Origin of the sequence: Kitasatospora sp. NPDC057936, assembly GCF_042887525.1 — a bacterium.
Classification (GTDB): domain Bacteria; phylum Actinomycetota; class Actinomycetes; order Streptomycetales; family Streptomycetaceae; genus Kitasatospora.
On sequence record NZ_JBHVPD010000020.1, the window covers coordinates 49,281 to 70,598 of the forward strand.

General features: G+C 73.7%; 19 protein-coding genes. 9 read left to right on the top strand and 10 right to left on the bottom strand.

Annotated features, from left to right (window positions below; genetic code table 11):
- Position 1: 1 nt before the first annotated feature.
- From ACFVU9_RS13720 to ACFVU9_RS13730, 3 genes are all read right to left on the bottom strand, one after another.
- Positions 2–970, bottom strand: a complete 969-nt coding sequence (locus ACFVU9_RS13720; protein WP_387593181.1) for a hypothetical protein — start codon at positions 968–970, stop codon at positions 2–4.
- A 202-nt stretch (positions 971–1,172) separates the two neighbouring features.
- Positions 1,173–1,778, bottom strand: coding sequence for a hypothetical protein (locus tag ACFVU9_RS13725; RefSeq protein ID WP_387593184.1), 606 nt, complete (start codon positions 1,776–1,778; stop codon positions 1,173–1,175).
- Between the two features lie 9 nt (positions 1,779–1,787).
- Entirely contained in the window at positions 1,788–2,660 is an 873-nt protein-coding gene (locus ACFVU9_RS13730; RefSeq protein WP_387593187.1) for a class I SAM-dependent methyltransferase, read from the bottom strand.
- A 111-nt stretch (positions 2,661–2,771) separates the two neighbouring features.
- Between ACFVU9_RS13730 and ACFVU9_RS13735 the strand changes: the two genes are divergently transcribed.
- Positions 2,772–3,359 (top strand): DinB family protein, encoded by a 588-nt coding sequence (locus tag ACFVU9_RS13735; RefSeq protein WP_387593190.1) that lies wholly within the window; start codon positions 2,772–2,774, stop codon positions 3,357–3,359.
- Here the strand turns inward: ACFVU9_RS13735 and ACFVU9_RS13740 are convergent.
- Positions 3,352–3,549 carry a hypothetical protein gene (locus tag ACFVU9_RS13740; protein ID WP_387593193.1) on the bottom strand — a complete coding sequence of 66 codons (198 nt, stop codon included), beginning with the start codon at positions 3,547–3,549 and terminating at the stop codon, positions 3,352–3,354. The two genes, ACFVU9_RS13735 and ACFVU9_RS13740, sit on opposite strands and share 8 nt — an antisense overlap.
- Positions 3,550–3,669: 120 nt before the next feature.
- The gene (locus ACFVU9_RS13745; RefSeq protein WP_387593196.1) at positions 3,670–4,080 is read right to left on the bottom strand and encodes a hypothetical protein; all 411 of its coding nucleotides are present in this window, start codon (positions 4,078–4,080) and stop codon (positions 3,670–3,672) included.
- A 190-nt stretch (positions 4,081–4,270) separates the two neighbouring features.
- Between ACFVU9_RS13745 and ACFVU9_RS13750 the strand changes: the two genes are divergently transcribed.
- From ACFVU9_RS13750 to ACFVU9_RS13765, 4 genes are all read left to right on the top strand, one after another.
- Positions 4,271–5,269 carry a hypothetical protein gene (locus ACFVU9_RS13750; RefSeq protein ID WP_387593199.1) on the top strand — a complete coding sequence of 333 codons (999 nt, stop codon included), beginning with the start codon at positions 4,271–4,273 and terminating at the stop codon, positions 5,267–5,269.
- Positions 5,270–5,362: 93 nt separating this feature from the next.
- Complete coding sequence (locus ACFVU9_RS13755; RefSeq protein ID WP_387593202.1) at positions 5,363–6,577, top strand: SUKH-4 family immunity protein; 1,215 nt, start codon at positions 5,363–5,365, stop codon at positions 6,575–6,577.
- A 224-nt stretch (positions 6,578–6,801) separates the two neighbouring features.
- Positions 6,802–7,176 (top strand): hypothetical protein, encoded by a 375-nt coding sequence (locus ACFVU9_RS13760; RefSeq protein WP_380437465.1) that lies wholly within the window; start codon positions 6,802–6,804, stop codon positions 7,174–7,176.
- A 298-nt stretch (positions 7,177–7,474) separates the two neighbouring features.
- Positions 7,475–8,236, top strand: coding sequence for a MerR family transcriptional regulator (locus tag ACFVU9_RS13765; protein WP_387593258.1), 762 nt, complete (start codon positions 7,475–7,477; stop codon positions 8,234–8,236).
- A 241-nt stretch (positions 8,237–8,477) separates the two neighbouring features.
- Here ACFVU9_RS13765 and ACFVU9_RS13770 read toward each other — a convergent pair whose 3' ends face one another.
- Positions 8,478–10,865 carry an FtsX-like permease family protein gene (locus ACFVU9_RS13770; protein WP_387593204.1) on the bottom strand — a complete coding sequence of 796 codons (2,388 nt, stop codon included), beginning with the start codon at positions 10,863–10,865 and terminating at the stop codon, positions 8,478–8,480.
- A 100-nt stretch (positions 10,866–10,965) separates the two neighbouring features.
- Positions 10,966–11,676, bottom strand: coding sequence for an ABC transporter ATP-binding protein (locus ACFVU9_RS13775; RefSeq protein WP_380437471.1), 711 nt, complete (start codon positions 11,674–11,676; stop codon positions 10,966–10,968).
- Positions 11,677–11,914: 238 nt separating this feature from the next.
- Between ACFVU9_RS13775 and ACFVU9_RS13780 the strand changes: the two genes are divergently transcribed.
- The 4 genes from ACFVU9_RS13780 to ACFVU9_RS13795 all read left to right on the top strand — a co-directional run bounded on the left by ACFVU9_RS13780 (position 11,915) and on the right by ACFVU9_RS13795 (position 16,466).
- A complete protein-coding gene (locus ACFVU9_RS13780; RefSeq protein WP_387593207.1) occupies positions 11,915–13,381 on the top strand; it encodes a histidine kinase in 1,467 nt (488 codons plus the stop codon).
- Positions 13,333–13,992, top strand: coding sequence for a response regulator transcription factor (locus ACFVU9_RS13785; RefSeq protein ID WP_380437475.1), 660 nt, complete (start codon positions 13,333–13,335; stop codon positions 13,990–13,992). The genes ACFVU9_RS13780 and ACFVU9_RS13785 overlap by 49 nt, the downstream gene beginning before the upstream one ends.
- Positions 13,993–14,460: 468 nt before the next feature.
- The gene (locus ACFVU9_RS13790; protein WP_387593210.1) at positions 14,461–15,495 is read left to right on the top strand and encodes an isopenicillin N synthase family dioxygenase; all 1,035 of its coding nucleotides are present in this window, start codon (positions 14,461–14,463) and stop codon (positions 15,493–15,495) included.
- A gap of 215 nt (positions 15,496–15,710) precedes the next feature.
- A complete protein-coding gene (locus ACFVU9_RS13795; protein WP_380437477.1) occupies positions 15,711–16,466 on the top strand; it encodes a MerR family transcriptional regulator in 756 nt (251 codons plus the stop codon).
- 144 nt (positions 16,467–16,610) lie between these two features.
- Here the strand turns inward: ACFVU9_RS13795 and ACFVU9_RS13800 are convergent, their stop codons facing one another.
- The 3 genes from ACFVU9_RS13800 to ACFVU9_RS13810 form a co-directional block, all read right to left on the bottom strand.
- On the bottom strand, positions 16,611–18,788 hold the full coding sequence (locus tag ACFVU9_RS13800; protein ID WP_380437479.1) for a 3-hydroxyacyl-CoA dehydrogenase NAD-binding domain-containing protein: 2,178 nt from the start codon (positions 18,786–18,788) through the stop codon (positions 16,611–16,613).
- A gap of 37 nt (positions 18,789–18,825) precedes the next feature.
- Positions 18,826–20,040 (bottom strand): acetyl-CoA C-acetyltransferase, encoded by a 1,215-nt coding sequence (locus ACFVU9_RS13805; RefSeq protein WP_380437481.1) that lies wholly within the window; start codon positions 20,038–20,040, stop codon positions 18,826–18,828.
- Between the two features lie 133 nt (positions 20,041–20,173).
- A complete protein-coding gene (locus ACFVU9_RS13810) occupies positions 20,174–21,316 on the bottom strand; it encodes an acyl-CoA dehydrogenase family protein (protein WP_380437483.1) in 1,143 nt (380 codons plus the stop codon).
- Positions 21,317–21,318 lie beyond the last annotated feature (2 nt).

Here is a 21,318-nt window from a genome sequence, read left to right on the forward strand (position 1 = left end):
CTCACACCACCGCCACGCGCTCGGCGGCCTCGCCGACCTCGCCGATCTCGCCGATCTCGCCGATCTCGGCCGACTGCGCGACCTGCACGACCTGGGCAACCTTGGCAACCTTGGCAACCCGCGCGGCCTGAAGGGCAGCAACGGGCTCGGCGGGACGGCGGCGCCCGCGCGGGTGCGCCTCCCCGAGCGGATGCACCGCCCCGGCGGCGCCGGACGCGCCAGGCAGGCGGCGCACACGTCCGAACGGCTCCGTCCCGACGACCGCTCCGGCCACCTCCCCCAGCGGGTGCACCCCATCGGAGGCGTCGGCCGCGCCGTTTTCGAACGCGTCCGTCTCCCCTGCGCCCCCCGCGGGCTCGCCGACCGGGCGGGCCGCGCCGTGCTCGTCCGGGAGCCAGAGGCGGGCGGTGCGGCCGGGGGCGGCCGAGCCGCGGCCCTCGGCCACCACCTCCACCTGCCGCCCGGCGAGCTGCCCGTACCCGTCCCCCAGTCCGAACCAGCGCCCGGAGCGCACGCCCAGCCGCAGGGCGGCCCCCGGCCACGGTCCGGCCACCAGCAGCACGCAGCCGCTGCGCCGCAGGACCGCCGCCAGCCGGGCGGCCAGGCGGGGCGGGACGGGGCCGTCCGGGCGGAGCATCACCAGTTCGACGGCGCCGGCCAGCACCGACACCACCTCGGCCCAGTGCGGCCCGGGGTCGTCCGCGACCAGCAGTCGCCGCAGGTCCAGCCCGTACCCCTCGGCGGCGGCGAGCCCCAGGTCGGGCAGGCCGACGGCCGCCGCCCAGCCGCCTCCGGTGTCCTTCGCCCCGGCGGCGAGCGCCAGGAGCAGCCCGGCGTCCCCGCCCGCGACGGACACGGCGGTGCCCCGGCGCAGCCCGCCTTCCGGCAGCAGCTCCCGCAGGGCGGGCACCACCGGCAGCAGTCCCCGTTCGGCGGCCGTGGCCTCCGTCGGCGCAGCCGTCGGCACCACCGGTCGGAGCGTGGGCCGCCCTCCGGTGGATTCGAAAACGGGTTCGATAACGAGCACACCCCCAGGATCGAACATTCGTTCGCAAAGATTCAAGTCCGAATGGGCCACCCCACCCGTCACGCTCCGTATTGCTGGGGACATGACAAGCAGCGCCGAAAGGCGAGGTGAGAGCCGTGCGCACGGCCTCCGCGCCCTGCAAGCCTCAGATCGGGAGCCCGACGATCCCCCACCCGCGCCGCTCGGCCTCGCCGACCACTTCCCCCCACCCGGACAGCAGCCCCGCGAAGTCGTCGAAGCCCTCGATCCTGCCGCCGGGGGAGGCCGCGAGGCGGTCGTACGGCTCCCGCACCCTCGGCAGGACCGGGACGATCTCCCGCCAGCGGCGGCTGAGCCGCGCCGTTTCAGCCGGGCCCCACGCGATCAGCGGCCCGGACCGCAGAACCGGGTCGTCGGGCGGGAAGACGCCGGCCTCCACCTGTTCGGTGTCGGTCTCGATCTCGGGACCCCACCAGATCAGCGCCCCGAGGAAGTCGTCCAGCAGCGCCCGCGGCTCGCGTCCCACGCCGCGCCGGGCGTGGTCCCAGCCGTCCGCGGCGCAGAAGTGCGACTTGTACGAGCCGCTGATGCCGTCGAACTCGAACCGTCCCAGCCACGACGGGCCCGGCTCGAACCACACCCAGCCGGCGTGGACGACGCGGTCGTCGTCGTCCGGGTACGCCGCGTCCTGGAGTGCGTCCGCCCGGTCGTCCGGCGCGATGCCCATGAGGTGGTCCCAGTCGACGACCAGGACCGTGATGTCAACACCCATGCGGCGAGGCTAGGGCACGCCGACGGGCCGCCAGACGAACACCTCGGTGGCCGGCTGACGGACCGAGAAGCGGCCCGCCGCGGAGGCGCGGGCCAGGAGCCGGCGCAGGTCGGCCTCGAACGCCGCCCGCCCGGGGCCGAACAGGTGCGGCGCCGAGAAGGACATCGAGAACACCCCGGCCACCACGTCGTCCACCGTCCGCTCCAGCACCAGCCCGCCGGGGACGACCACGCGCTCCGGGCCCGCGAAGCCCGCCCGGGCGAGGACGGCGGACTCGTTGCCGGGAGTGCCGGCGGCCAGGAGGCCCCGGCCCGCGCGCCGGACCGGGCCCAGGTAGCGGCGGACGAGCTCGCCGATCGCCGCGTCGGGGACGGGCGGGTGCGGGAGGCCTTCGGCGGGGCGGGGGTCGCGAAACTCCGCGCCAGGTTTCAGGTCCGGCTTCAGGTCCGAGACGTGCACGAGCGCTCCGCCGGGACGCAGCATGCCGCGGACGGTCGCCGCCACCAGGTCACGGTCCATCCAGTGGAAGGACTGGCCGAACGTCGCCACCGTGAACGTTCCCAGCCCGGCCGGAAGTTGCTCCGCCCGGATTCGCAACCAGGTGCTGCGGCCGGCCACTTCGGCCGCCTTCGCCGCCCGACGGGCCGCGGCGATCATCCCGGCGTCCGGATCCACCCCGACGACCTCCTCGAACCGGTGCGCCAGCAGCAGCGCCAACGTCCCCGGCCCGCAGCCCACGTCGAGCAGCCGCCCCCGGCCGTCCAGCCGCAGCACCCCGGCCAGCGCGTCCGCCAGGCCGGGCGCGTAGGGCAGCCTGCCGCGCTCGTAGTACGCGGCCGTGCCCGCGAACAGCGTCTCGTCCCACGTCCAGCCGTCGATCATGGCCGCCGCCTTCCAGGGTTCGCCCGCCTCGGATCCGCGGATGTGACGCTACGCCACATCCGTCCGGCGAAAACCGGTGGACAGCCCCGGGGCCGTCCACAGACTGGTCCCATGACCGCCACCGACCCCAAGGCCGATCTCCGCGTCTACCTCCAGGACGCCCGCGACGTCCTGCTCTGGAAGCTCGACGGCCTCTCCGAGTACGACCTCCGCCGCCCGCTCACCCCGACCGGCACCAACCTGCTCGGCCTCGTCAAGCACCTCACCGGCGCCGAGGCGCTCTACTTCGGCGACACCTTCGGCCGCCCCTTCCCCGAACCCACCCCGCTCTGGATCACCGGCGCCGCCGAACCGAACGCCGACCTCTGGGCCAGGGCCGACGAGACCACGGAGGACGTCGTCGGGCGCTACCGCCGGGCCTGCGCGCACGCGGACGAGACGATCGAGGCGCTGCCCCTCGACGCGGTCGGCCAGGTGCCGTTCGGCGCACGGTCGAAGCAGACGCTCCACCGGGTCCTGGTCCACATGGTCTCCGAGACCCACCGGCACGCCGGCCACGCCGACCTCGTCCGCGAACTCGTCGACGGCGCCACCGGCCAGCGCCCCGACGGCGCCAACACGGCTCCGGGCGACGCCCCTTGGTGGGCCGCCCACCACGCCCGCGTGGAGCGCGCCGCGCGGGACGCCGGGCTCAGCTGACCTCGGCGTCCGCAGCGAGCCGGAGACCGCCGGCGGCGTGGCGCCGGGCCGTGGTCACCCGCAGCAGCCGGCTGCCGAGCAGGCTGTACATGGCCAGATGGCTCTCGTCGATGCCGTCGTCGGCGCCAGTGCCGGTGCCAGTGCCGGTGCTGGTGTCGGCGCTCGTGCCGGTGTCGGCGTCGTCGGTCATGTGGCGCTCCATCAGTGGGCATGGGTGCGGGTGTGCTTCCGCAGGTCCTCACCCTGATCGGGTACGAGACGGCCCGCAACGGGATTTGATGGGCCATGGCCTACGTCCGCCGAGCACCGGCTACACGTACCGGCGCGCCGTCGCGACGAAGGCGTCGATCGACTCCCGGCTGCCGTCCCGCCGGGCGGTGACGTCCTGCCGGTCCACCGCCGCCCGGTCGATCCTGCCGATCCGCTCGAAGGCCTCCCCGGCAACGGCCAGAAGCTCGGGCTCGTCAACGAGCAACTGGAGCTGGAACAGGGCCCGCTGCGCCCCGGAGCGCGTCTCGAACGACCGCTTGCGCAACTCGACCTCGTCCTCGGCGTCACGCCCCTCGTGCACGCAGAACCAGTGGTGCAGTGCGGCCTGCCGGTACTCCACGAGCAGTCCGGCGTACGAGCCGAAGGCCTCCAGCCGCTCCTGCCGACCGCGCTCCAGGCGGGCGTTGTACTCCGTGCGGAGTGCGGCGCGCCGCTGGAAGACGTGCGTCACCGTCGACCCAGGAGCGTGCCGAGGACCGCGATGATGCTCGTGACCATGGCATTCATGCCGCACATGCAACCAGACGCCCCAGGGGCACCGACCACGGAGGTGGACGGGGTTCACGGCACCTCGCTTGCGGGCAAGCCACCCTCCAGCCGTATCCCCAACCTCACGGGACAGAACACCTAGGCTTCCCGGCATGACGATGCAGGGCGTGGAACTGGCCGCCCGCTGCGACGGGTGCGGGGGCACGGCTACGCGGTGGGTGCGACAGTTCGTCCAGGAGCGGGGGCCTAGGCAGGGGCGAGGCCCGGACTGGGAGCTGTGGTGGGACTCCGAAGGGTCCTGCCGGGACTGCGGCGCCGCCTGGTGCGAGCACGCGGGGCCGGAGCCGGCGCCGGAGGCCGTCCGGGAGGCGCTGCTGACCGCGCACGGGCCGTTCCGGCTGCGGCCGGTCGGGGCTTCGGTCGATGCGGTGGCGGCACTGCGGGTGTTCCGGACCTTTCGGGCTTCCCCGGCGCTCCCGGAGGGCGACGGGGCCGTCCCGCTCGGTCGGGCGCGTGAACTGCTCGGCGAGTTCCGTGATTTCGGCCTGGTCGGGACGGAGGCCGAGATGACCGTCCTGGGTCTGCTGCTGCGGGATCACGGCGTTCCGGCCGAGGTGTCGACCGGCCCGGGGCGGGCGTACCGGTACGTAGGACCGCCGGAGTTGTGGGGTGGCGGCGGACCGGGTGGGCAACTGGTGCGGACGGAGCCCGAGTTTGCCGACTGGCTGGGCGAACGGACCGCCGCGGAGCTCGCGGAACCGTTCACCTTCGTCGTCGACCTCGCCGGCTTCCTGCGCCTCGCCCCGCGCCGCAGTGAGCACGTGGTCTGCGCGGGCGGCGAGTTGGTGCTGAGCGCCGGGGAGGTCCGTTTCGAGCGGGGTGACGACGCGGGCTTCGACGGCTGGACGGCCGAGGAGGTCAGCAACCAGTCCACCGGATACTGTCCGGACGTCGTGTCCTGGCCTGCCGTCGCCGCGGCGCTGGAGCGGATCGGCGTGCGCCGCCCGGGCGGCTTCACGCACGGGATCGTGTTCCGGCGCTGCCCGGGCTGCCGGGGCGTCAACATCGTCCGCGAGGGCTCCTTCGTGTGCGTGTTCTGCGACGGCGACCTGCCGGTCCGGTGGAACGTGGACGACGGATCACGGGTGTAGTGCGGGCCCGGTGCGGGGGTGTCGGCGACGGCCGTTAGGGTCGGGGTGGTCAGCCGGGGTGGTCGGGGGTCGTACGGGGAGGGTGGTGGGCTCGTGGGGTACGGGCTGGTGATGGCCGGGGAGCTTCCGGCCGGGGTGGTGCACACGGGGAGCCGGGAGTTCCTGGAGCGGGAGGGCCTGCCGCGGACGGGGGCGTTCCTGGACTTCGGGCGCTTCGGGGACGGACCGCTGGAGTCGGTGGAGCTGTCGTCGTCTGCGGAACCGTCCGCCTTGGCGGAGGCCGCCGGGGCTCCGGCCGCTGGAGCCCAGGCGGCCGGGCCGCTGTTCGTGCTGGGCGAGACGGAGTACTGCGCACCGTTCGCGCGCGCCGGGAACACGGTGCTGCTGGACGGTGTCACCGGCGAGGTGTTCCTCGCGAAGCCGTCGGGCGAGCACCTGGACCGCGACCTCCTGGCCTCCGACCTGCCCGCGCTGGCCGCGATGGTGCGGGAGGTCGAGTCGGTGGCGGAGACCGCCCGCCGGCCCGACGCGCTGGACGGGCGGCGCGGTCCGGCCGTCGTGGCCGAGGTGATGGCGGCGGCGGACCGCCGACTGCGGGAGCTCGACCCCGGGCTGTTCGGCCGCTCGGACGTCCCGCCCGCGCACTGGGGCACGACGCTGCTGGTGCGGGCCCTGGGCTGGGGCGCGCTGCCCGGCGGCCCGGACGGGCCCGCGTACGAGATCGGCGCGGACCTGGTCGCGGAGATCGCGACGCTGACGGACGAGGGCTTGGTGCACCGCTACCGTCCCGAGGAACTGCCGCCCGGCCTCGTGCACGAGCCGACGCGCCGGCTGCTGACCGGGATCGGCCTGCCGCTGGGCGGGGCGATGTTCGGGGTGTCCGAGGAACCGCTGGTCACCATGGGCGAGGCGTACCCGGAGTACTTCGACGGCGAGGAGGAGCGCCCCTACCAGCGCGACTTCGTCGCCCTCGGGCACTGGCCGACGGACCTCGTGATCGCGCTGGACGGCGCGACCGGCCTGCTGGAGCTGCCCGACTGGTACGACGACGGCGAACCCGAGGCCTACCTCAACCGCGACCTCTCCGCCCTGCTCTACTCGCTGTGGACGTACGAGCGCATGCGCGCCGAGTGGGAGCGCTGGGACTACGGCCTGGGCCGCGACACCTGGGCGGTGTTCGACCCGCAGTCGCTGCTGAGCACCGCCGTCGACGGCGTGGTCGAGGCCCTCGACCCGGAGGCGTTCGCGCCCGGGCGGTCGTGGCGGCTGCTCGCCGAGGACGCGCACATGGGCGGCCTGCTGGGGTGAACCCGGGCCTTGGGCGGCGGCTGGGGTGAACCCGGGCCTTGGGGGCCGCCGTCACGGGGTTCGCGGCCGCCCTGCGGGAGCGGCCCCGCGGCGGTGCGAACACGAAGGGTGGCCGCCCCGCCGCACGTCCTGCTCCGCGCCCTGCCACACGCTGCGCCGCACAATCCGAGGCACACCCTGCGGCGAACCGGTCGTGCCTGCTCGCAGGCCGGTACGCTGCCTCGGTGACGAACATCCGTACGGCGACCGCGCGAAGACGGGCGGTCCTGCTCGGCGTCGGCGCGGCACTGTCGCTCGTCGGCGCGGGCGTCGTGTACGGGGTGCTGTACGCACGGTCACTGGACTTCGCGGAGCGCTGCGAGCGGGGCCTGGTGACCGGCAGCGGACAGCTGCTGGAGACGGGCGCCTCGTGGCTCCCGCCCGACGCGTGGTGCCGGTTCGAGGACGGGAGTGTGTCCACCACGCCGTTCTGGGCACTGCTGCTCTTCTACGCACTGCTGACGACGGCAGTGTGGGCCCTGACCGCCCTGGCGCGGGTCCGCCGTCCGCACCCGCTGCCCGGGGCTGAGTGGCAGGTGGGACACGGGCGGGGCTGGTAGACGCCGACGGAGCTGGTAGGCGCGGACGAATTCCTCCTTCAGACGTTTTGGAGAACGTTTTTGACGTCTCGCCAGGTGCGCCGGTGGTGCGGCTCGGCAGGCGGTCCCCACACTCGTGCGGACGGCGGACCGCTCGAAGCGGCGCCCTGAAACGACGCCCTGAAACGACACCGCCGCCACGAAGCAGCGTCGCCGACTTGAAGTTGCCGCAACGGCAGCTCCTACCGTCGTGACCAGGGCCGGAGCAACCGGCCCGGGAACGGCGAACGTGCGGGAACACAACCTGGAGGAGGCGGCCATGGCCTGGCCGATCGCGGAGGTCGCCCGGATGTCGGGCGTCACCGCCCGGACCCTGCGGCACTACGACGAGATCGGGCTGCTGCCCCCGGCGTGGATCGGCTCCAACGGTCACCGCTACTACGAGGAGCGGCAGTTGCTGCATCTGCAGCAGATCCTCGTGCTGCGGGCACTGGGCGTCGGGCTGACCGAGATCGCCCGGATCCTCGGCGAGCAGGTGGACGAACTGGAGGCCCTGCGCGGCCACCACCACCGGTTGGTCGCCGAGCGGGACCGGCTGGACGGCCTGGCCACCACCGTCTCCCGCACGATCGCCGAACTGGAACGATCCAGGAAGGACGGCACACCCATGACCAGCATCAACCGCCCGGAGAACCTGTTCGAGGGCATCCAGCCCACGGACGTCGCGGAGAGCCTCCGCGACTTCCCCGAGCACGCGGAGGCCGCCTTGCGGGCGACCGCCACGATGTCCCCGGCCGAGGTCGAGGCCGGCCAGCGCGAACGGACCGCGCAGATGATCCGGCTCGCCGAGTTCATGACGGACGGCCTCCCGGCCGACGCCGAACCCGTGCAGACCAAGATCGACACGGAGTACCGGGCCCTCATCGCGCTCCGACCGGTCCCCGTCGAGGAGTACCTCGCGATCGCCCGGTCCTGCGTGGAGCACGAGCAGTGGCACGCCGTCTACGAGGCCGTCGCCCCGGGCCTGGCCGCCTACCAGCGGGCCGCCATGGAGGCCTACGCGGCGGCGCGGCTCTCCTGAGCCGGTCCTGCGGGTAACAGCCGGTCGGGGCAGCCGGTGGAAGGCCACGGCTGATCAGGACGGTCAAGGAGGTCAGGACGGTCGATGATGGCCGGTCAGGGCCGTCAGGGCGGTCGGCGCGGTGGGGCGGTCTGGGGCCGGTCTGGGGCGGTCGGTGGCAGGCCACGGCCGCGGGACGCTGCTCGGGCCGGGCCGCCGCTCCGGCCGCCCCGAGCAGCGACCTCCCGGCCCGGCGGCGGCCTCACTCGGTGCGCAGCGCCGTGACCGTCCGGGTGCGGGCCGCCCAGGTCGCGGGCAGGAGGGCGCCGATCAGCGCCAGCACCAGGCCGCCGAGTATCAGCGGCCCCACCACCGAGGGGGCGAACACGGCCAGGTCCGCCTCGGGCACCCCGACCCCGGCGGCGCTCGCCGTGGCCGGCATCACCCAGTGGTGCACCAGGATCCCGATCGGCACTCCGACCAGCCCGGCCACCAGCCCGCTCCCGCAGACGGAGGTGAGCACCATGCCGACCGTCTGCCGGGGCGACATCCCGAGCGCCTTGAACACCCCGAGGTCGTGCACCCGTTCGCGGGTGTCCAGCAGCACCGTGTTGAGAACGCCGAGGCCGGCCACCGCGATCAGCAGCAGGGTCAGTGTCCCGGCCAGGGTGTTCATCGCGAGGACGACGAGGTTGAGGTGCGTCCCACCGGGCTCGGCGCCGAGGCCCAGTGGCCGGACGGCGGCGTCGAGCCCGTCCGCGTACGCCTTGGCATCGGTGCCGGCGGTGAGGTCGATGTGGTAGGCGATCGCTTCGGCGTGGACGGGCGAGCCCAGCGCGGTCGGCGCGGCCCGGTCGACGAAGACCAGGTCGTTGGTGGCCAGCACCTCACCGGTGATCCGAACCGGGGTGGAGCGCCCCTGGTCGGTGAGGGTGATGGTGTCGCCCACCTTCGCCTGGTTGGCCCGGAGGTAGCCGGAGCCGACCACCGCCTCGCCGGGGCCGTTGAACCAGCGGCCCGAGACCATCTGGTAGCCGCTCCAGGAGGCGTCGCCGGAGAAGGCCACCACTTCGGAGCGGGCGGTGTTCCCGGCCACCGCGACCGAGGTCGGAACGGTGCTGTACCAGGCCCGGGTGCCGGGGCGGGTGTCGATCGCCCCGGCCACGGCCGCCTCGTCCACGTGGTCGGGGACCTTCACGGAGCCGTCGATCGGGGCCTCCACCACGACCTTGCCCGCGTGCTCGGCCGTCAGGCCCTCCTGGAAGCCGGTGAGCGAGAGCGTGAGGCCGACGCAGAGCGTGACCCCTGCGGTGCCGAGCACCACGGCGGCGGCGGTGGTCGCCGAGCGGCCAGGTCGGTTGAACGGACTCGCCAGCCCGAGGCTCAGGGCACGCGGCAGCGACAGTCGGCCGATCAGCCGCTGGACCGCGGCCACCGGGCCCGAGCCCGCCGCACCGCCGCCGCGGGCCGTGGCCCGCTTGGCGCCCGGCGCCGTGCGGCCGACCGCGAGCGCCTCGACCGTGCGCAGCCGGCCGGCGCGCAGGGCGGGCACCAGTGCGGTGGCCACCACGGCGGCCAGGGCGACGGCCGGCACCGCGAGGTCCACCCAGAGCGGTATGCCGAGCAGGCCGCCGTGCAGGGCCTTGTGGGCCAGCCCGAGGACGGGGACGGAGAGCACGTTCCCGCCGAGCACGCCGAGCGCGGTGCCGATCCCGGCGGGGATCAGCGCCTGGCCGACGTAGGCGCGAGCCACTTGGGCCGGGGTGAAGCCGAGCGACTTGAGGATGCCGATCCGCCGGGTCGCCGCGCTGACGGCGCCGCTGACCACCACCCCGATGATCAGCACCGACATGGCCAGGCCGAGCACCCCGAAGGCCGTCACGAACGGGACGAAGGTCGCCGCCGTCCGGTTGGCCTCCGCCTGCGCCGGTCGGTAGGAGGTGGCCGTGGTGAGCGCGCCGGGCGGCGCCGCGGCGACGAGCGCGGCGTGATCCGCATCGACCTCGGCGTCGGTGGCGGCGTGGGCGAAGCGGTAGAGGTACTGCTGGGCGGGCACCATACCGGGCGCGGTCAGCGCGGGGACCTGCCCGGGGGCGACCCAGCCGTCCGCGCTCCAGGAGACGGAGGAGGCGATGCCGACGACCTTGAGGGTCGGCCTGCCTGGCAGGTCGGGGAAGGCCATGCTGTCGCCGACGGCCAACGGCGAGTGGCCGTCCAGGAACACCACCTCACCGGGGCCCGCGACCCACCGGCCCATCAGCATGTGCAGGTCGTCCATCGGACCGCCCTGCTCCCGGCCGACCAGCGTCAGTGGCGGGAGCGGGCTCCCGGGCGGCGGGATCCGGGTGTCCGGCCCGGACCGCGCCTGCACCGTGACCGCCGGGTAGGGGCCGGCCGAGGCCGTCACACCGGGGACGTGCTCGGTCGCCGCGAGCTGCGCGGGAGTCGCCTTGGCCGGGTCGTACAGCACGTTCAGGTGTGCGCCGCGCTGGTCGGCGAAGGAGCGCTGGTAGGGCCCCTGCGCGGCGACCAGCAGCCCCATCGCGAGGATGCACGCCGTCACGGACATCATCGTGGTGAGGACCATGACGAGCGTCTGCACCCGCTTGCGCCCGACCCCGGCCCGAACCACCTTGCTCAGCGCGCTCATGCGCCCACCTCCCTTCCGTCGGCAGGGGCGATCGCCCACCCGCGCCGTCCCGTTCTCCGCTCTCCTCCGGCCCCCGGTCGGGGGTGACCCCACCGCCGGCTCACCGCACACCTCCGGTGACGGGCGCCGCGGTGTCCCGGACGAGTCGGCCGTCGAGCAGTTCGATCGTCCGGCTCGCGCAGGCGTCGGCGAGCGCGGTGTCGTGGGTGACCAACAGGATCGTCTGGCCCTCCGCGTTGAGTTCGGTGAGCAGGCTCCGGACGTCGGCGGCCGAGGCCGAGTCGAGCGCCCCCGTCGGCTCGTCGGCCAGCAGGAGCGGCGGACGGTTCATCAACGCCCGGGCCACCGCGACGCGCTGGCGCTCGCCGCCGGAGAGCCGGCCGGGGAAGGCGGTGGCGTGCCGGGCCACCCCGAGCCGCTCCAGCAGCTCACCGGCCCGGGCCCGGGCCTTCTCCCGCCGCATCCCGGCCAGTTGGGCCGGGAGCAGCACGTTGTCCTCGACGTTCAGGTCGTCCAGGAGGTTGAAGAACTGGAAGACCATGCCGATCCGCGTCCGTCGGTACTCGGCCAGCGCGGCCTCGCCGAGCTCGTGCACAGCGACGCCGTCCACCACCACGCCGCCCTCGCTGGGCCGGTCGAGCCCGGCGATCAGGTTGAGCAGCGTCGACTTGCCGCTGCCGGAGCGGCCGAGCACGGCCAGCGCCTCGCCGGCCCCCACCTCGAGGTCGAGCCCGGCCAGCGCGGCACGGGCGGCGTCGGATCGGTCGTACGTCTTGCCGACGCCGCGGATCTGGATGATCGGCGTACTCACGGGCCCTCCACTGCTCGGGGTCCGGCACCGGAAGGCCGGTGCCGACTGACGGAACACGACGCTACGAACCGGGGCCCGGGTCCGGACAGCTGTCTAGGCGGCATCTCTGAGGTGTATTCAGATACACCTGGTTTTCGGGGTTCAGACCTAGAGCGCCGCAGGTGGACGGCGCTGCAGACTGGCTGCCGACCGATCGACCGGGGGGCTTGCGGGCCGCCGTACGGAGAGGAGGCGCGGGATGAGGACCGATGCCGGGACGAACACGAACGTGGTGACGCGGGCCACCGCGCGGGCAGAGGGCACCGTCGTGGCCGGCGTACGAGCGCTTTACGCGGTCACGCTGGGCGTGACCGGGCTGGTCTCGCTGGCGGCCGGGCCGGTCCTGCTGGCCGCCGCGCTGCTCGGCCCCGACGACTCGGGCGGGCGCTCGCCGGGCGGGCCGCTGATCCTGCTCGTGCCGCTCGGGCCGGTGGCCCTCTGGGCCCTCTGCTGGGCCACCGGGGGCGGGGGCCGGGCGGTCGGGGCCGCCCTGGCCGCACCGGGCGCGCTCGCGGTGATGGCCACCCACCTGTACGGCGGCGCGGCGCCCGGCGGCCGCTCCGGCTCGCTCTGGCTGGCCCCGGCGATGCTCGTGTTCGGAGTGCTCGGCGCGCGCTGGGTCGCGGCGGAGACCAGGCGCGTCGTCGGGAAGTGGAGCGGCCGCCCGGTCCCGGTGCCGTACCGCCGCGCCGCCGGCACCGATCCGTGGCAGCGGCTGCTGTCCGGCGGCTGGCTGACCGACCCGGCGACCTGGCGGGACCTCGCCTGGACGGCCCTCAGCGGGCTCGCCTACCTGTTCACCGCCGCGTTCGTCGTCCTCGCCCCGGTCTCGCTGGAGGTCCTGGGGCGCAACGGCCCCCTGGTCCACCTGGGAGTCGTCTACATGATGGGGCTCTGGGTCGCTCCGGTGGCCGCCCTCTGGGCCGCCCCTCCGGTCCTGCGGCTGCACGAGCGGGCCGCGCGCCTCCTGCTCGGGCCCTCCCGGCGGGCCGAACTGGCCCGCCAGGTCAGCCATCTGACCCGGACGAGGGCGGACACCATCGACGCCGGCGCCGCCGAGCTGCGCCGCATCGAGCGGGACCTGCACGACGGGGCCCAGGCCCGGCTGGTGGCGCTCGGCATGCTGCTGACCGTCGCCGACCAGCTGGTGGAGGACCCGGTGGCGCTGCGCCCCCTGCTGGCCGAGGCCCGGCTCTCCTCGGTCAAGGCGCTCGGCGAGCTGCGGGACCTGGTCCGCGGCATCCACCCGCCGGTGCTCGCGGACCGTGGCCTGGCCGACGCCGTCCAGGCCACGGCACTGGACCTCCCCCTGCCGGTCACCTTCGCCGGCACACTGACCGGCCGCCCCCCGGCGCCGGTCGAGTCCGCCGCCTACTTCGCGGTCAGCGAGCTGCTGGCCAACGTGGTGAAACACGCGGGCGCCTCACACGTGTGGATCGAGATAGGGCACAGTGACGGGTTGCTGCGGATATCGGTGACCGACGACGGGCGCGGCGGCGCCGACCCGTCCCGGGGCACCGGCCTCAGCGGTACCGAACGCCGCCTGGCCGCGTTCGACGGGGTGCTCGCGATCAGCAGCCCGCCGGGCGGTCCGACCATCGTGAACCTGGAGATCCCGTGCGCGTTGTCATCGCCGAAGACCTCTTCCTCCTCCGGGACGGGCTGACCCGATTGTTGGAAGCCAACGGCATGAAGGTCACGGCGGCCGTGGAGACGGGTGAGGACCTGCTCGCCGCGGTGGCCGCCGACCGGCCGGACATCGCCGTGGTCGACGTACGGCTCCCGCCCGGCTTCACCGACGAGGGGCTGCGCGCTGCCCTGGCGGCCCGTCAGGCCCACCCGGGGCTGCCCGTGCTGGTGCTCTCCCAGTTCGTCGAGCAGCTATACGCCCGCGAGCTGCTGGCGGGCGGCAGCACCGGGGGCATCGGCTACCTGCTCAAGGACCGGGTGATGGACGGCGCCCAGTTCATCGACGCGGTACGGCGGGTCGCCCAGGGCGGCACCGCGATGGATCCGGAGGTGATCACCCGACTGCTCACCCACAACTCCTCGGCCGGCCCGGTCGCGACCCTCAGCCCGCGCGAGCGGCAGGTGCTCGCGCTGATGGCCGAGGGCCGCTCCAACGCCGCGATCGCCCAGCAACTGGTGATCACCGAGCGCGCGGTCGCCAAGCACACGGCGTCGATCTTCGTCCGGCTCGACCTCCAGCCCTCGGACGACGACAACCGGCGGGTGCTGGCCGTCCTCGCCTTCCTCAACAACGGGGAGAAGAACTGAACGACCGAGAAACGAACCACCGAGAACCCGACTGCTGGCGACCCGACTGCTGGCGACCCGACTGCCGCCGATCCGACCGCCGGCGAGCCGACGACCAGATGTCCCACGACCGAGCACCGGGCGCCTGAGGACCGCCCGGCCGAGAGAACGGCTCCTTGACAAGAGCACAGAGAAGTAGAGAAGTGGGGACGAGCCCTCCGCCGCAGGGGGCTCGCCCGACACAGAACGGGTCATTTAGGCTGGTGACGTGCTCATCCTTGTTCGTCGTCGCCACGTGGACCTGCTCCGCGTGACGAGCATGTCCTGTCGACGCTCCGGCTGAACCTCGCGCCACCACCCTCAGGGCGGCCCCAACCGGGCCGCCACCACCACCCGGCACCCGGAGCACGCGCCGCACCAGGCCACCGCTCCGCCCTCCCCCGGTCGACCACCGGGACCGGCCGGGACGAGACCCAGCGGATGTCACCCATGACGCAGCAGCACACCCTGTCCCACCTCCAGTCACTCCCGGTGATCGACCTCTCGCTCGCCGACGGCGGTCCCGAGGACCGCCGCCGCCTGCACGACGAGCTCCGCGCCGCCGCCACCGGCGTCGGCTTCTTCCAGCTCGTCGGCCACGGCATAACCCCGGCCGAGACGGCCGCTCTCACCGAAGCGATGCGGGCCTTCTTCGCCCTCCCCGAGGCCGACCGGCTCGCCGTGAGCAACCTGAACTCCCCCCACTACCGCGGCTACACCCGCACCGGCGACGAGCGCACCGGCGGCAGCCAGGACTGGCGCGACCAGCTGGACATCGGTGCCGAGCTGCCCCCGCACGTCCCCGGCCGGGGCGAGCCGCCGTACTGGTGGCTGGAGGGTCCGAACCAGTGGCCCACGGCGCTCCCCGAGCTGCGCACCGCGGCCCTCGGGTGGATCGACCGCCTGGGCTCCGTCGCCCGCCACCTGCTGCACGAACTCCTCACCGCGATCGGGGCCCGCCCCGACTTCTACGACGCCGCCTTCGCCGGCCACCCCCACCTGCGGCTCAAGCTCGTCCGCTACCCCGGCACCGCCCCGGACGGCGCCGGCCAGGGCGTCGGCGCGCACAAGGACTACGGCTTCATCACGCTGCTCCTCCAGGACACCGTCGGCGGGCTCCAGGTCGAGCGCCCGGACGGCACCTTCCTCGACATCCCGCCGCTGGAGGGCGCCTTCGTCGTCAACCTCGGCGAGCTGCTGGAGGTCGCCACCGACGGCTACCTCAAGGCCACCAGCCACCGCGTGGTCAGCCCGCCCGGAGCGCACGAGCGCTACTCGGTGCCGTTCTTCTACAACCCCCGCCTCGACGCCCACATCGAGCCGCTCGACTTCCCGCTCGCGCACCACGCCCCCGGCGCGACCGAGGACCCGGACAACCCGCTGTTCGCCGAATTCGGGCAAAACGAGTGGAAGGGGTACACAAGGGCCCATCCTGAGGTCACCCGCCGCCACCACCCCGGCCTGGCGGAGACCGCCTCCCGCTGAACCGGCCGTCGCCCCGCCCCGCCGGTCGCGTGCCCCAGAGCGGCAACGTCCCAAAACAGCAGGGCCCCGGAGCGGCAGTGTCCCGGATCGGCAGTGTCCCGGATCGACAGTGATCCGGGTCGACAGCGCTCAAGGACGCGGTGGACCGGCGGGGCGGGCACTGTCACACTGCTGCTGTTACAGCATGAGTGTGCCAGCGCAGCGGGAGGCGGCGGATGGGGGAGCACGGGGCCGTGGCGGGTGAGGTCCGGCTGACGGTGGACGAGCTGGCGGCGCGGGCCGGGGTCACGGTGCGGACCGTCCGGTTCTACGGGACGAAGGGGCTGCTGCCGCCGCCCGAGTTGGGGCCGCGCCGCGTCGGGCTGTACGGCGTCACGCACCTGGACCGGCTGGGGCTGATCGAGGAGTTGCAGCGACAGGGGCTGACGCTGGCCGCGATCGAGCGCTACCTCGCCCGTCTGCCGGAGGACAGCACGCCGCTGGACCTCGCCATCCACCGCGCGCTGGTGGCCTCCTGGACCCCGGAGGCTGCCGAGGAGGTCGGACGGGAGCAACTGGAACGCCGGGCCGGGCGCGAGCTGTCCGAGGAGCAGGTGGACCGGCTCCTCGCGATGGGGGCGCTGGAACGGACGGCCGACCCGGAGGTGTTCCGGGTGGATCCGGGGCTGCTCCCGCTGGGGGTGCGCATCCTGGACGTGCCGATCCCGCTGGAGACGCTGCTGGCCGCCCGGGCCGTGGTGCTGGAGCACAGCCGGGCCACGGCCCGGGAGTTGCACCGGCTCTTCCGGGAGACGGTGTGGAAGCCCTATCGGGAGAGCGAACCCGCACCGGACGATCTGGTGCGGATGAAGGCGCTGACCGACCACATCCAGCCGATGGTGGCGCAGGCGCTCGTGACGGCGTTCCAGCGGTCGCTGCGCGAGGAGTTGGGTGAGGCCGTGCGTGACACGGCCCCACCCGCCCAGGACTGACGGATCCGTCGGCGCACCCGGGGGGCGCACCTCGGGAAGCGCCCGCGAGGCGGAGGACCTCCGCCTCAGGCAGCGCACCTCAGGCGGAGACCCCCGGCAGAGTCCTCAGCCGGAGACCCCTGGCAGAGTCCCCGGTCGGAGTCCTCAGTCGGAGAACGTCCGCCCCTCCGCCGCCATCCGCTCCAGCAGCGCGGGCGGCGCGAACCGCTCGCCGTAGGCAGCGGCGAGCTCGCGGGCCCGGGCCGCGAAGCCGGCCGGGCCGCCCTCGTAGCCGTTGATGTACTGGAACACACCGCCGGTCCAGGCCGGGAAGCCGATGCCGAGGATGGAGCCGACATTCGCGTCGGCGACGGAGGTCAGGACGCCCTCCTCCAGGCAGCGCACCGAGTCGAGCGCCTCGCTGAACAGCATGCGCTCCTTGAGGTCCTCGAAGGGCACCTCGGCGTCGGCGCGGGTGAAGTGCTCGCGCAGCCCCGGCCAGAGCCGCCCGCGCCGGCCGTCCTCGCCGTACTCGTAGAAGCCGGCGCCGCCGCTGCGGCCGGGGCGGCCGAACTCGTCGACCATACGGTCGACGACCGCGTCGGCCGGGTGCGGCGTCCAGGTGCCGCCGACCGCCTCGGTGGCGCGGCGGTACTCGTCGCGGATCTTGCGGGGCAGGGTGAGGGTGAGCTCGTCCACCAGCGAGAGCACCTTGGCGGGGTAGCCGGCCTGGGCCGCGGCCTGCTCGATGCTGGCGGGCTCGATGCCCTCCCCGACCATGGCGACGCCCTCGTTGAGGAACTGGCCGATCACCCGGGAGGTGAAGAAGCCGCGCGAGTCGTTGACGACGATCGGGGTCTTGTCGATCTGCCGGACGAGGTCGAAGGCGCGGGCGAGGGCCTCGTCGCCGGTCTGCGGACCGCGGATGATCTCTACCAGCCGCATCTTGTCGACCGGCGAGAAGAAGTGCAGGCCGATGAAGTCGCCCACGCGCTGCACGCCTTCGGCGAGCACGCCGATGGGCAGGGTGGAGGTGTTGGAGCAGAGCAGCGCGTCGGGGGCGACGACGCCCTCGATCTCCTGGAACACCTTGTGCTTGAGCTCGGTGTTCTCGAAGACGGCCTCGATCACCGCGTCGCAGCCGGCCAGGTCGGCCGGGTCGCCGGTGGGGGTGATCCGGGCGAGCAGCTCGTCGCGCTTGGCCTCGGTGGAGCGGCCCCGGGCGACGGCCTTGTCCAGCAGGCCCGCGCTGTAGGCCTTGCCGCGCTCGGCGGCCTCGACGCTGACGTCCTTGAGCACGACCTCGATGCCGGCCTTGGCGCACGCGTAGGCGATGCCCGCGCCCATCATGCCCGCACCGAGCACGGCGACCTTGCGGACCGTCCGCTTCTCGACGTCCTTCGGGCGGCCGGCGCCCGAGTTGACGGCCTGCATGTCGAAGAACAGGGCCTGGATCATGTTCTTGCTGGTCTGTCCGCAGGCCAGCTCGGTGAAGTAGCGGGCCTCGATCACCATGGCCGTGTCGATGTCCACCTGGGAGCTCTCGACGGCGGCGGCGAGGATGTTGCGCGGGGCCGGGTAGGGCGCGCCGGCCAGCTGCTTGCGCAGGTTGGCCGGGAAGGCGGGCAGGTTGGCGGCGAGCGCCGGGGTCGACGGGGTGCCGCCGGGGATCTTGTAGCCCTTGACGTCCCAGGGCTGGACGGCGGTCGGGTTGGCCGCGATCCAGGCCCGCGCCTTCGCCGTCAGCTCCTCCGGGGTGGCGGCGAGTTCGTGGACGATGCCCTGCTCCAGCGCCTGCGCCGGGCGGTACTGGCGGCCCTGGAGCAGCACCTTGAGCAGGGCGTCGGCGATGCCGAACAGCCGCACCGTGCGGACCACCCCGCCGCCGCCCGGCAGCAGGCCGAGGGTCACCTCGGGCAGGCCGATCCGGCTGGCGGGGGTGTCCAGGGCGATCCGGTGGTGGCAGGCGAGCGCGATCTCCAGCCCGCCGCCGAGGGCGCTGCCGTTGACGGCCGCGACGACCGGCTTGCCGAGGGTCTCCAGGGTGCGCAGCGCGCGCTTGAGCCGCATCGACTTCTCGAAGACGGCGGCGGCGTCCTCGGGGCGGGCGGCGGAGAGCATCCGGAGGTCTCCCCCGGCGAAGAAGGTCTTCTTGCCCGAGGTGACGACGACGCCGCGCAGCTCGTCCGAGGCGGCGAGGCCGGCCAGCCGCTCGACGACGGTGTCGAAGTCGGCGGTGAAGGCGTCGTTCATGGTGTTGACGGACTGGGTGGGGTCGTCGAGGACGAGGGTGACCACGCCGTCCTGGTCCTGCTCCCAGCGGATGGTGGTGGTGTCGCTCATGAGGTCAGGGTCTCCGGGGATCCGAGGAACGGGGAGGTCAGATGCGCTCGACGACGGTGGCGATGCCCATGCCGCCGCCCACGCACAGGGTGACGAGGCCGTAGCGCAGGTCGCGCCGCTCCAGTTCGTCGATCACGGTGCCGATCAGCATCGCGCCGGTGGCGCCGAGCGGGTGGCCGAGCGCGATCGCGCCACCGTTGACGTTCACCTGGTCGTGGCGGAAGCCGAGTTCGCGGATGAAGCGCAGTGCGACGGCGGCGAAGGCCTCGTTGATCTCGACGAGGTCGATGTCGGCGGCGGTGAGCCCGGCCTTGGCGAGGGCCTTGCGGGTGGCCGGGGCGGGGCCGGTGAGCATGATGGTCGGCTCGGAGCCGGAGACGGCGGCGGAGACGATCCGGGCGCGGGGGCGCAGCCCGTACCGCTCGCCGACCTCGCGGTTGCCGATGGCGACCAGCGCGGCGCCGTCCACGATGCCGGAGGAGTTGCCGGCGTGGTGGACGTGGTCGATGGCCTCGACCCAGTGGTACTTCTGCAGCGCGACGGCGTCGAAGCCGCCGGCGTCGCCGATCTGGGCGAAGGAGGGCTTGAGGCCGGCCAGGGTCTCGACCGTGGTGCCGGGGCGGATGAACTCGTCGCGGTCCAGGACCACCAGGCCGTTGCGGTCGCGCACCGGGACGACCGAGCGGTCGAAGAGGCCGTCCGCCTGGGCCTTGGCGGCGCGGGCCTGGGACTCGGCGGCGAAGGCGTCCACATCGGTGCGCGAGAAGCCCTCGATGGTGGCGATCAGGTCGGCGCCGATGCCCTGCGGGGCGAAGTTGGTCTCGTAGGCCGTCATCGGGTCGGCGAACCAGGCGCCGCCGTCGGAGGCCATCTTCACCCGGGACATGGACTCCACGCCGCCGGCCAGGATCAGGTCCTCCCAGCCGGAACGGACCTTGGCGGCGGCCAGGTTGACGGCCTCCAGGCCGGAGGCGCAGAAGCGGTTCTCCTGCACGCCGGCGACGGTGTCGGGCAGGCCGGCCGCGATGGCGGCGATCCGGGCGATGTCGGAGCCCTGGTCGCCGATCGGGCTGACGACGCCGAGCACGATGTCGTCGATCGCTGCCGGGTCCAGGTCGGGGAAGCGGCCGCGCAGCTCGTGGATCAGGCCGACGACCAGGTCGATCGGCTTGGTGCCGTGCAGCGAGCCGGTGGCCTTGCCCCGGCCGCGCGGGGTGCGGATCGCGTCGTAGACGTACGCTTCGGTGGTCACGGTGGGAACGCCTTTCGGGGCTTCAGGACTTCGGGACTTCAGAGCTTCGGGGCTTAGGGGATTCAGGGCTTAGGGGCCGGAGGACGAGGAGAACCGGGAGATCCGGGAGGGCCGGAGGCCGGACGGAAGGGCGTCAGCCGAGGATGGAGCGGCCGACGATCTCCTTCATGATCTCGGTGGTGCCGCCGTAGATGGTCTGGATGCGCCCGTCGGTGAACGCCCGGGCGACCGGGAACTCACTCATGTACCCGTACCCGCCGTGCAGTTGGAGGCACCGGTCGGCGGTGCGCTTCTGCAGTTCGGTGGCCCACCACTTGGCCATCGAGGCGTCCGCCGGGGTGAGAGCGTAGCGATTGTGCTCGGTGATGCAGCGGTCGACGAACGCCCGGGTGACGGCGCACTCGGTGGCGAGCTCGGCGATCTCGAAGCGCACGTGCTGGAGCTTGGCGAGCGGACGGCCGAAGGCCTCGCGCTGCTTGACGTAGTCGGTGGTGATCTCGACCAGGTACTCGGCTCCGGCGATCGCGGCGACGGCGATCGCGAGGCGCTCCTGGGCGAGGTTCTGCATCAGGTGGACGAAGCCGCCGTTGAGCTCGCCGAGCAGGTTCTCCTTCGGCACCCGGACGTCCTCGAAGAACAGTTCGGCGGTGTCCTGGGACTTCTGGCCGATCTTGTCGAGGTTGCGGCCGCGCTCGAAGCCGGGCGTGCCGCGCTCGACGACGAGCAGGCTCAGGCCGTGCGCGCCGCCCTCGGGGGTGGTGCGGGCCACGACGATCACGAGGTCGGCGAGGATGCCGTTGGAGATGAAGGTCTTGGCGCCGTTGAGCAGGTAGTGGTCGCCCTGGTCGACCGCCTGGGTGCGGATGCCCTGGAGGTCGGAGCCGGTGCCGGGCTCGGTCATCGCGATCGCGGTGATGATCTCGCCGCTGCAGAAGCCGGGCAGCCAGCGGCGCTTCTGCTCCTCGGTGGCGAGCGAGGTGAGGTAGGGGCCGATGATGTCGTTGTGCAGCCCGATCGCCAGCCCGGGGACGCCCGCGCGCGCGAACTCCTCGGCCAGCACCGCGGCGTAGCGGAAGTCCGGGGCGCCGCCGCCGCCGAACTCCTCCGGGGCGGCGATGCCGAGCAGCCCCTGCCGCCCGGCGGCGAGCCAGGCGGAGCGGTCGACGATGCCGGCCTTCTCCCAGCGGTCGTAGTGCGGCAGGACCTCCTTGGCGAGGAACGACCGGACGGTGTCCCGGAAGTCGTCGTGCTGCTCGGTGAAGATGTCGCGCTGCAACG

What these genes read in the sequence shown, in the direction of transcription:
- ACFVU9_RS13725 (WP_387593184.1), bottom strand. Translation starts at nt 1,778, where the DNA reads ATGGGTGTTGACATCACGGTCCTGGTCGTCGACTGGGACCACCTCATG.
- ACFVU9_RS13730 (WP_387593187.1), bottom strand. Translation starts at nt 2,660, where the DNA reads ATGATCGACGGCTGGACGTGGGACGAGACGCTGTTCGCGGGCACGGCC.
- ACFVU9_RS13735 (WP_387593190.1), top strand. Translation starts at nt 2,772, where the DNA reads ATGACCGCCACCGACCCCAAGGCCGATCTCCGCGTCTACCTCCAGGAC.
- ACFVU9_RS13740 (WP_387593193.1), bottom strand. Translation starts at nt 3,549, where the DNA reads ATGACCGACGACGCCGACACCGGCACGAGCGCCGACACCAGCACCGGC.
- ACFVU9_RS13750 (WP_387593199.1), top strand. Translation starts at nt 4,271, where the DNA reads ATGACGATGCAGGGCGTGGAACTGGCCGCCCGCTGCGACGGGTGCGGG.
- ACFVU9_RS13765 (WP_387593258.1), top strand. Translation starts at nt 7,475, where the DNA reads ATGGCCTGGCCGATCGCGGAGGTCGCCCGGATGTCGGGCGTCACCGCC.
- ACFVU9_RS13770 (WP_387593204.1), bottom strand. Translation starts at nt 10,865, where the DNA reads ATGAGCGCGCTGAGCAAGGTGGTTCGGGCCGGGGTCGGGCGCAAGCGG.
- ACFVU9_RS13780 (WP_387593207.1), top strand. Translation starts at nt 11,915, where the DNA reads ATGAGGACCGATGCCGGGACGAACACGAACGTGGTGACGCGGGCCACC.
- ACFVU9_RS13790 (WP_387593210.1), top strand. Translation starts at nt 14,461, where the DNA reads ATGACGCAGCAGCACACCCTGTCCCACCTCCAGTCACTCCCGGTGATC.
- ACFVU9_RS13795 (WP_380437477.1), top strand. Translation starts at nt 15,711, where the DNA reads ATGGGGGAGCACGGGGCCGTGGCGGGTGAGGTCCGGCTGACGGTGGAC.
- ACFVU9_RS13800 (WP_380437479.1), bottom strand. Translation starts at nt 18,788, where the DNA reads ATGAGCGACACCACCACCATCCGCTGGGAGCAGGACCAGGACGGCGTG.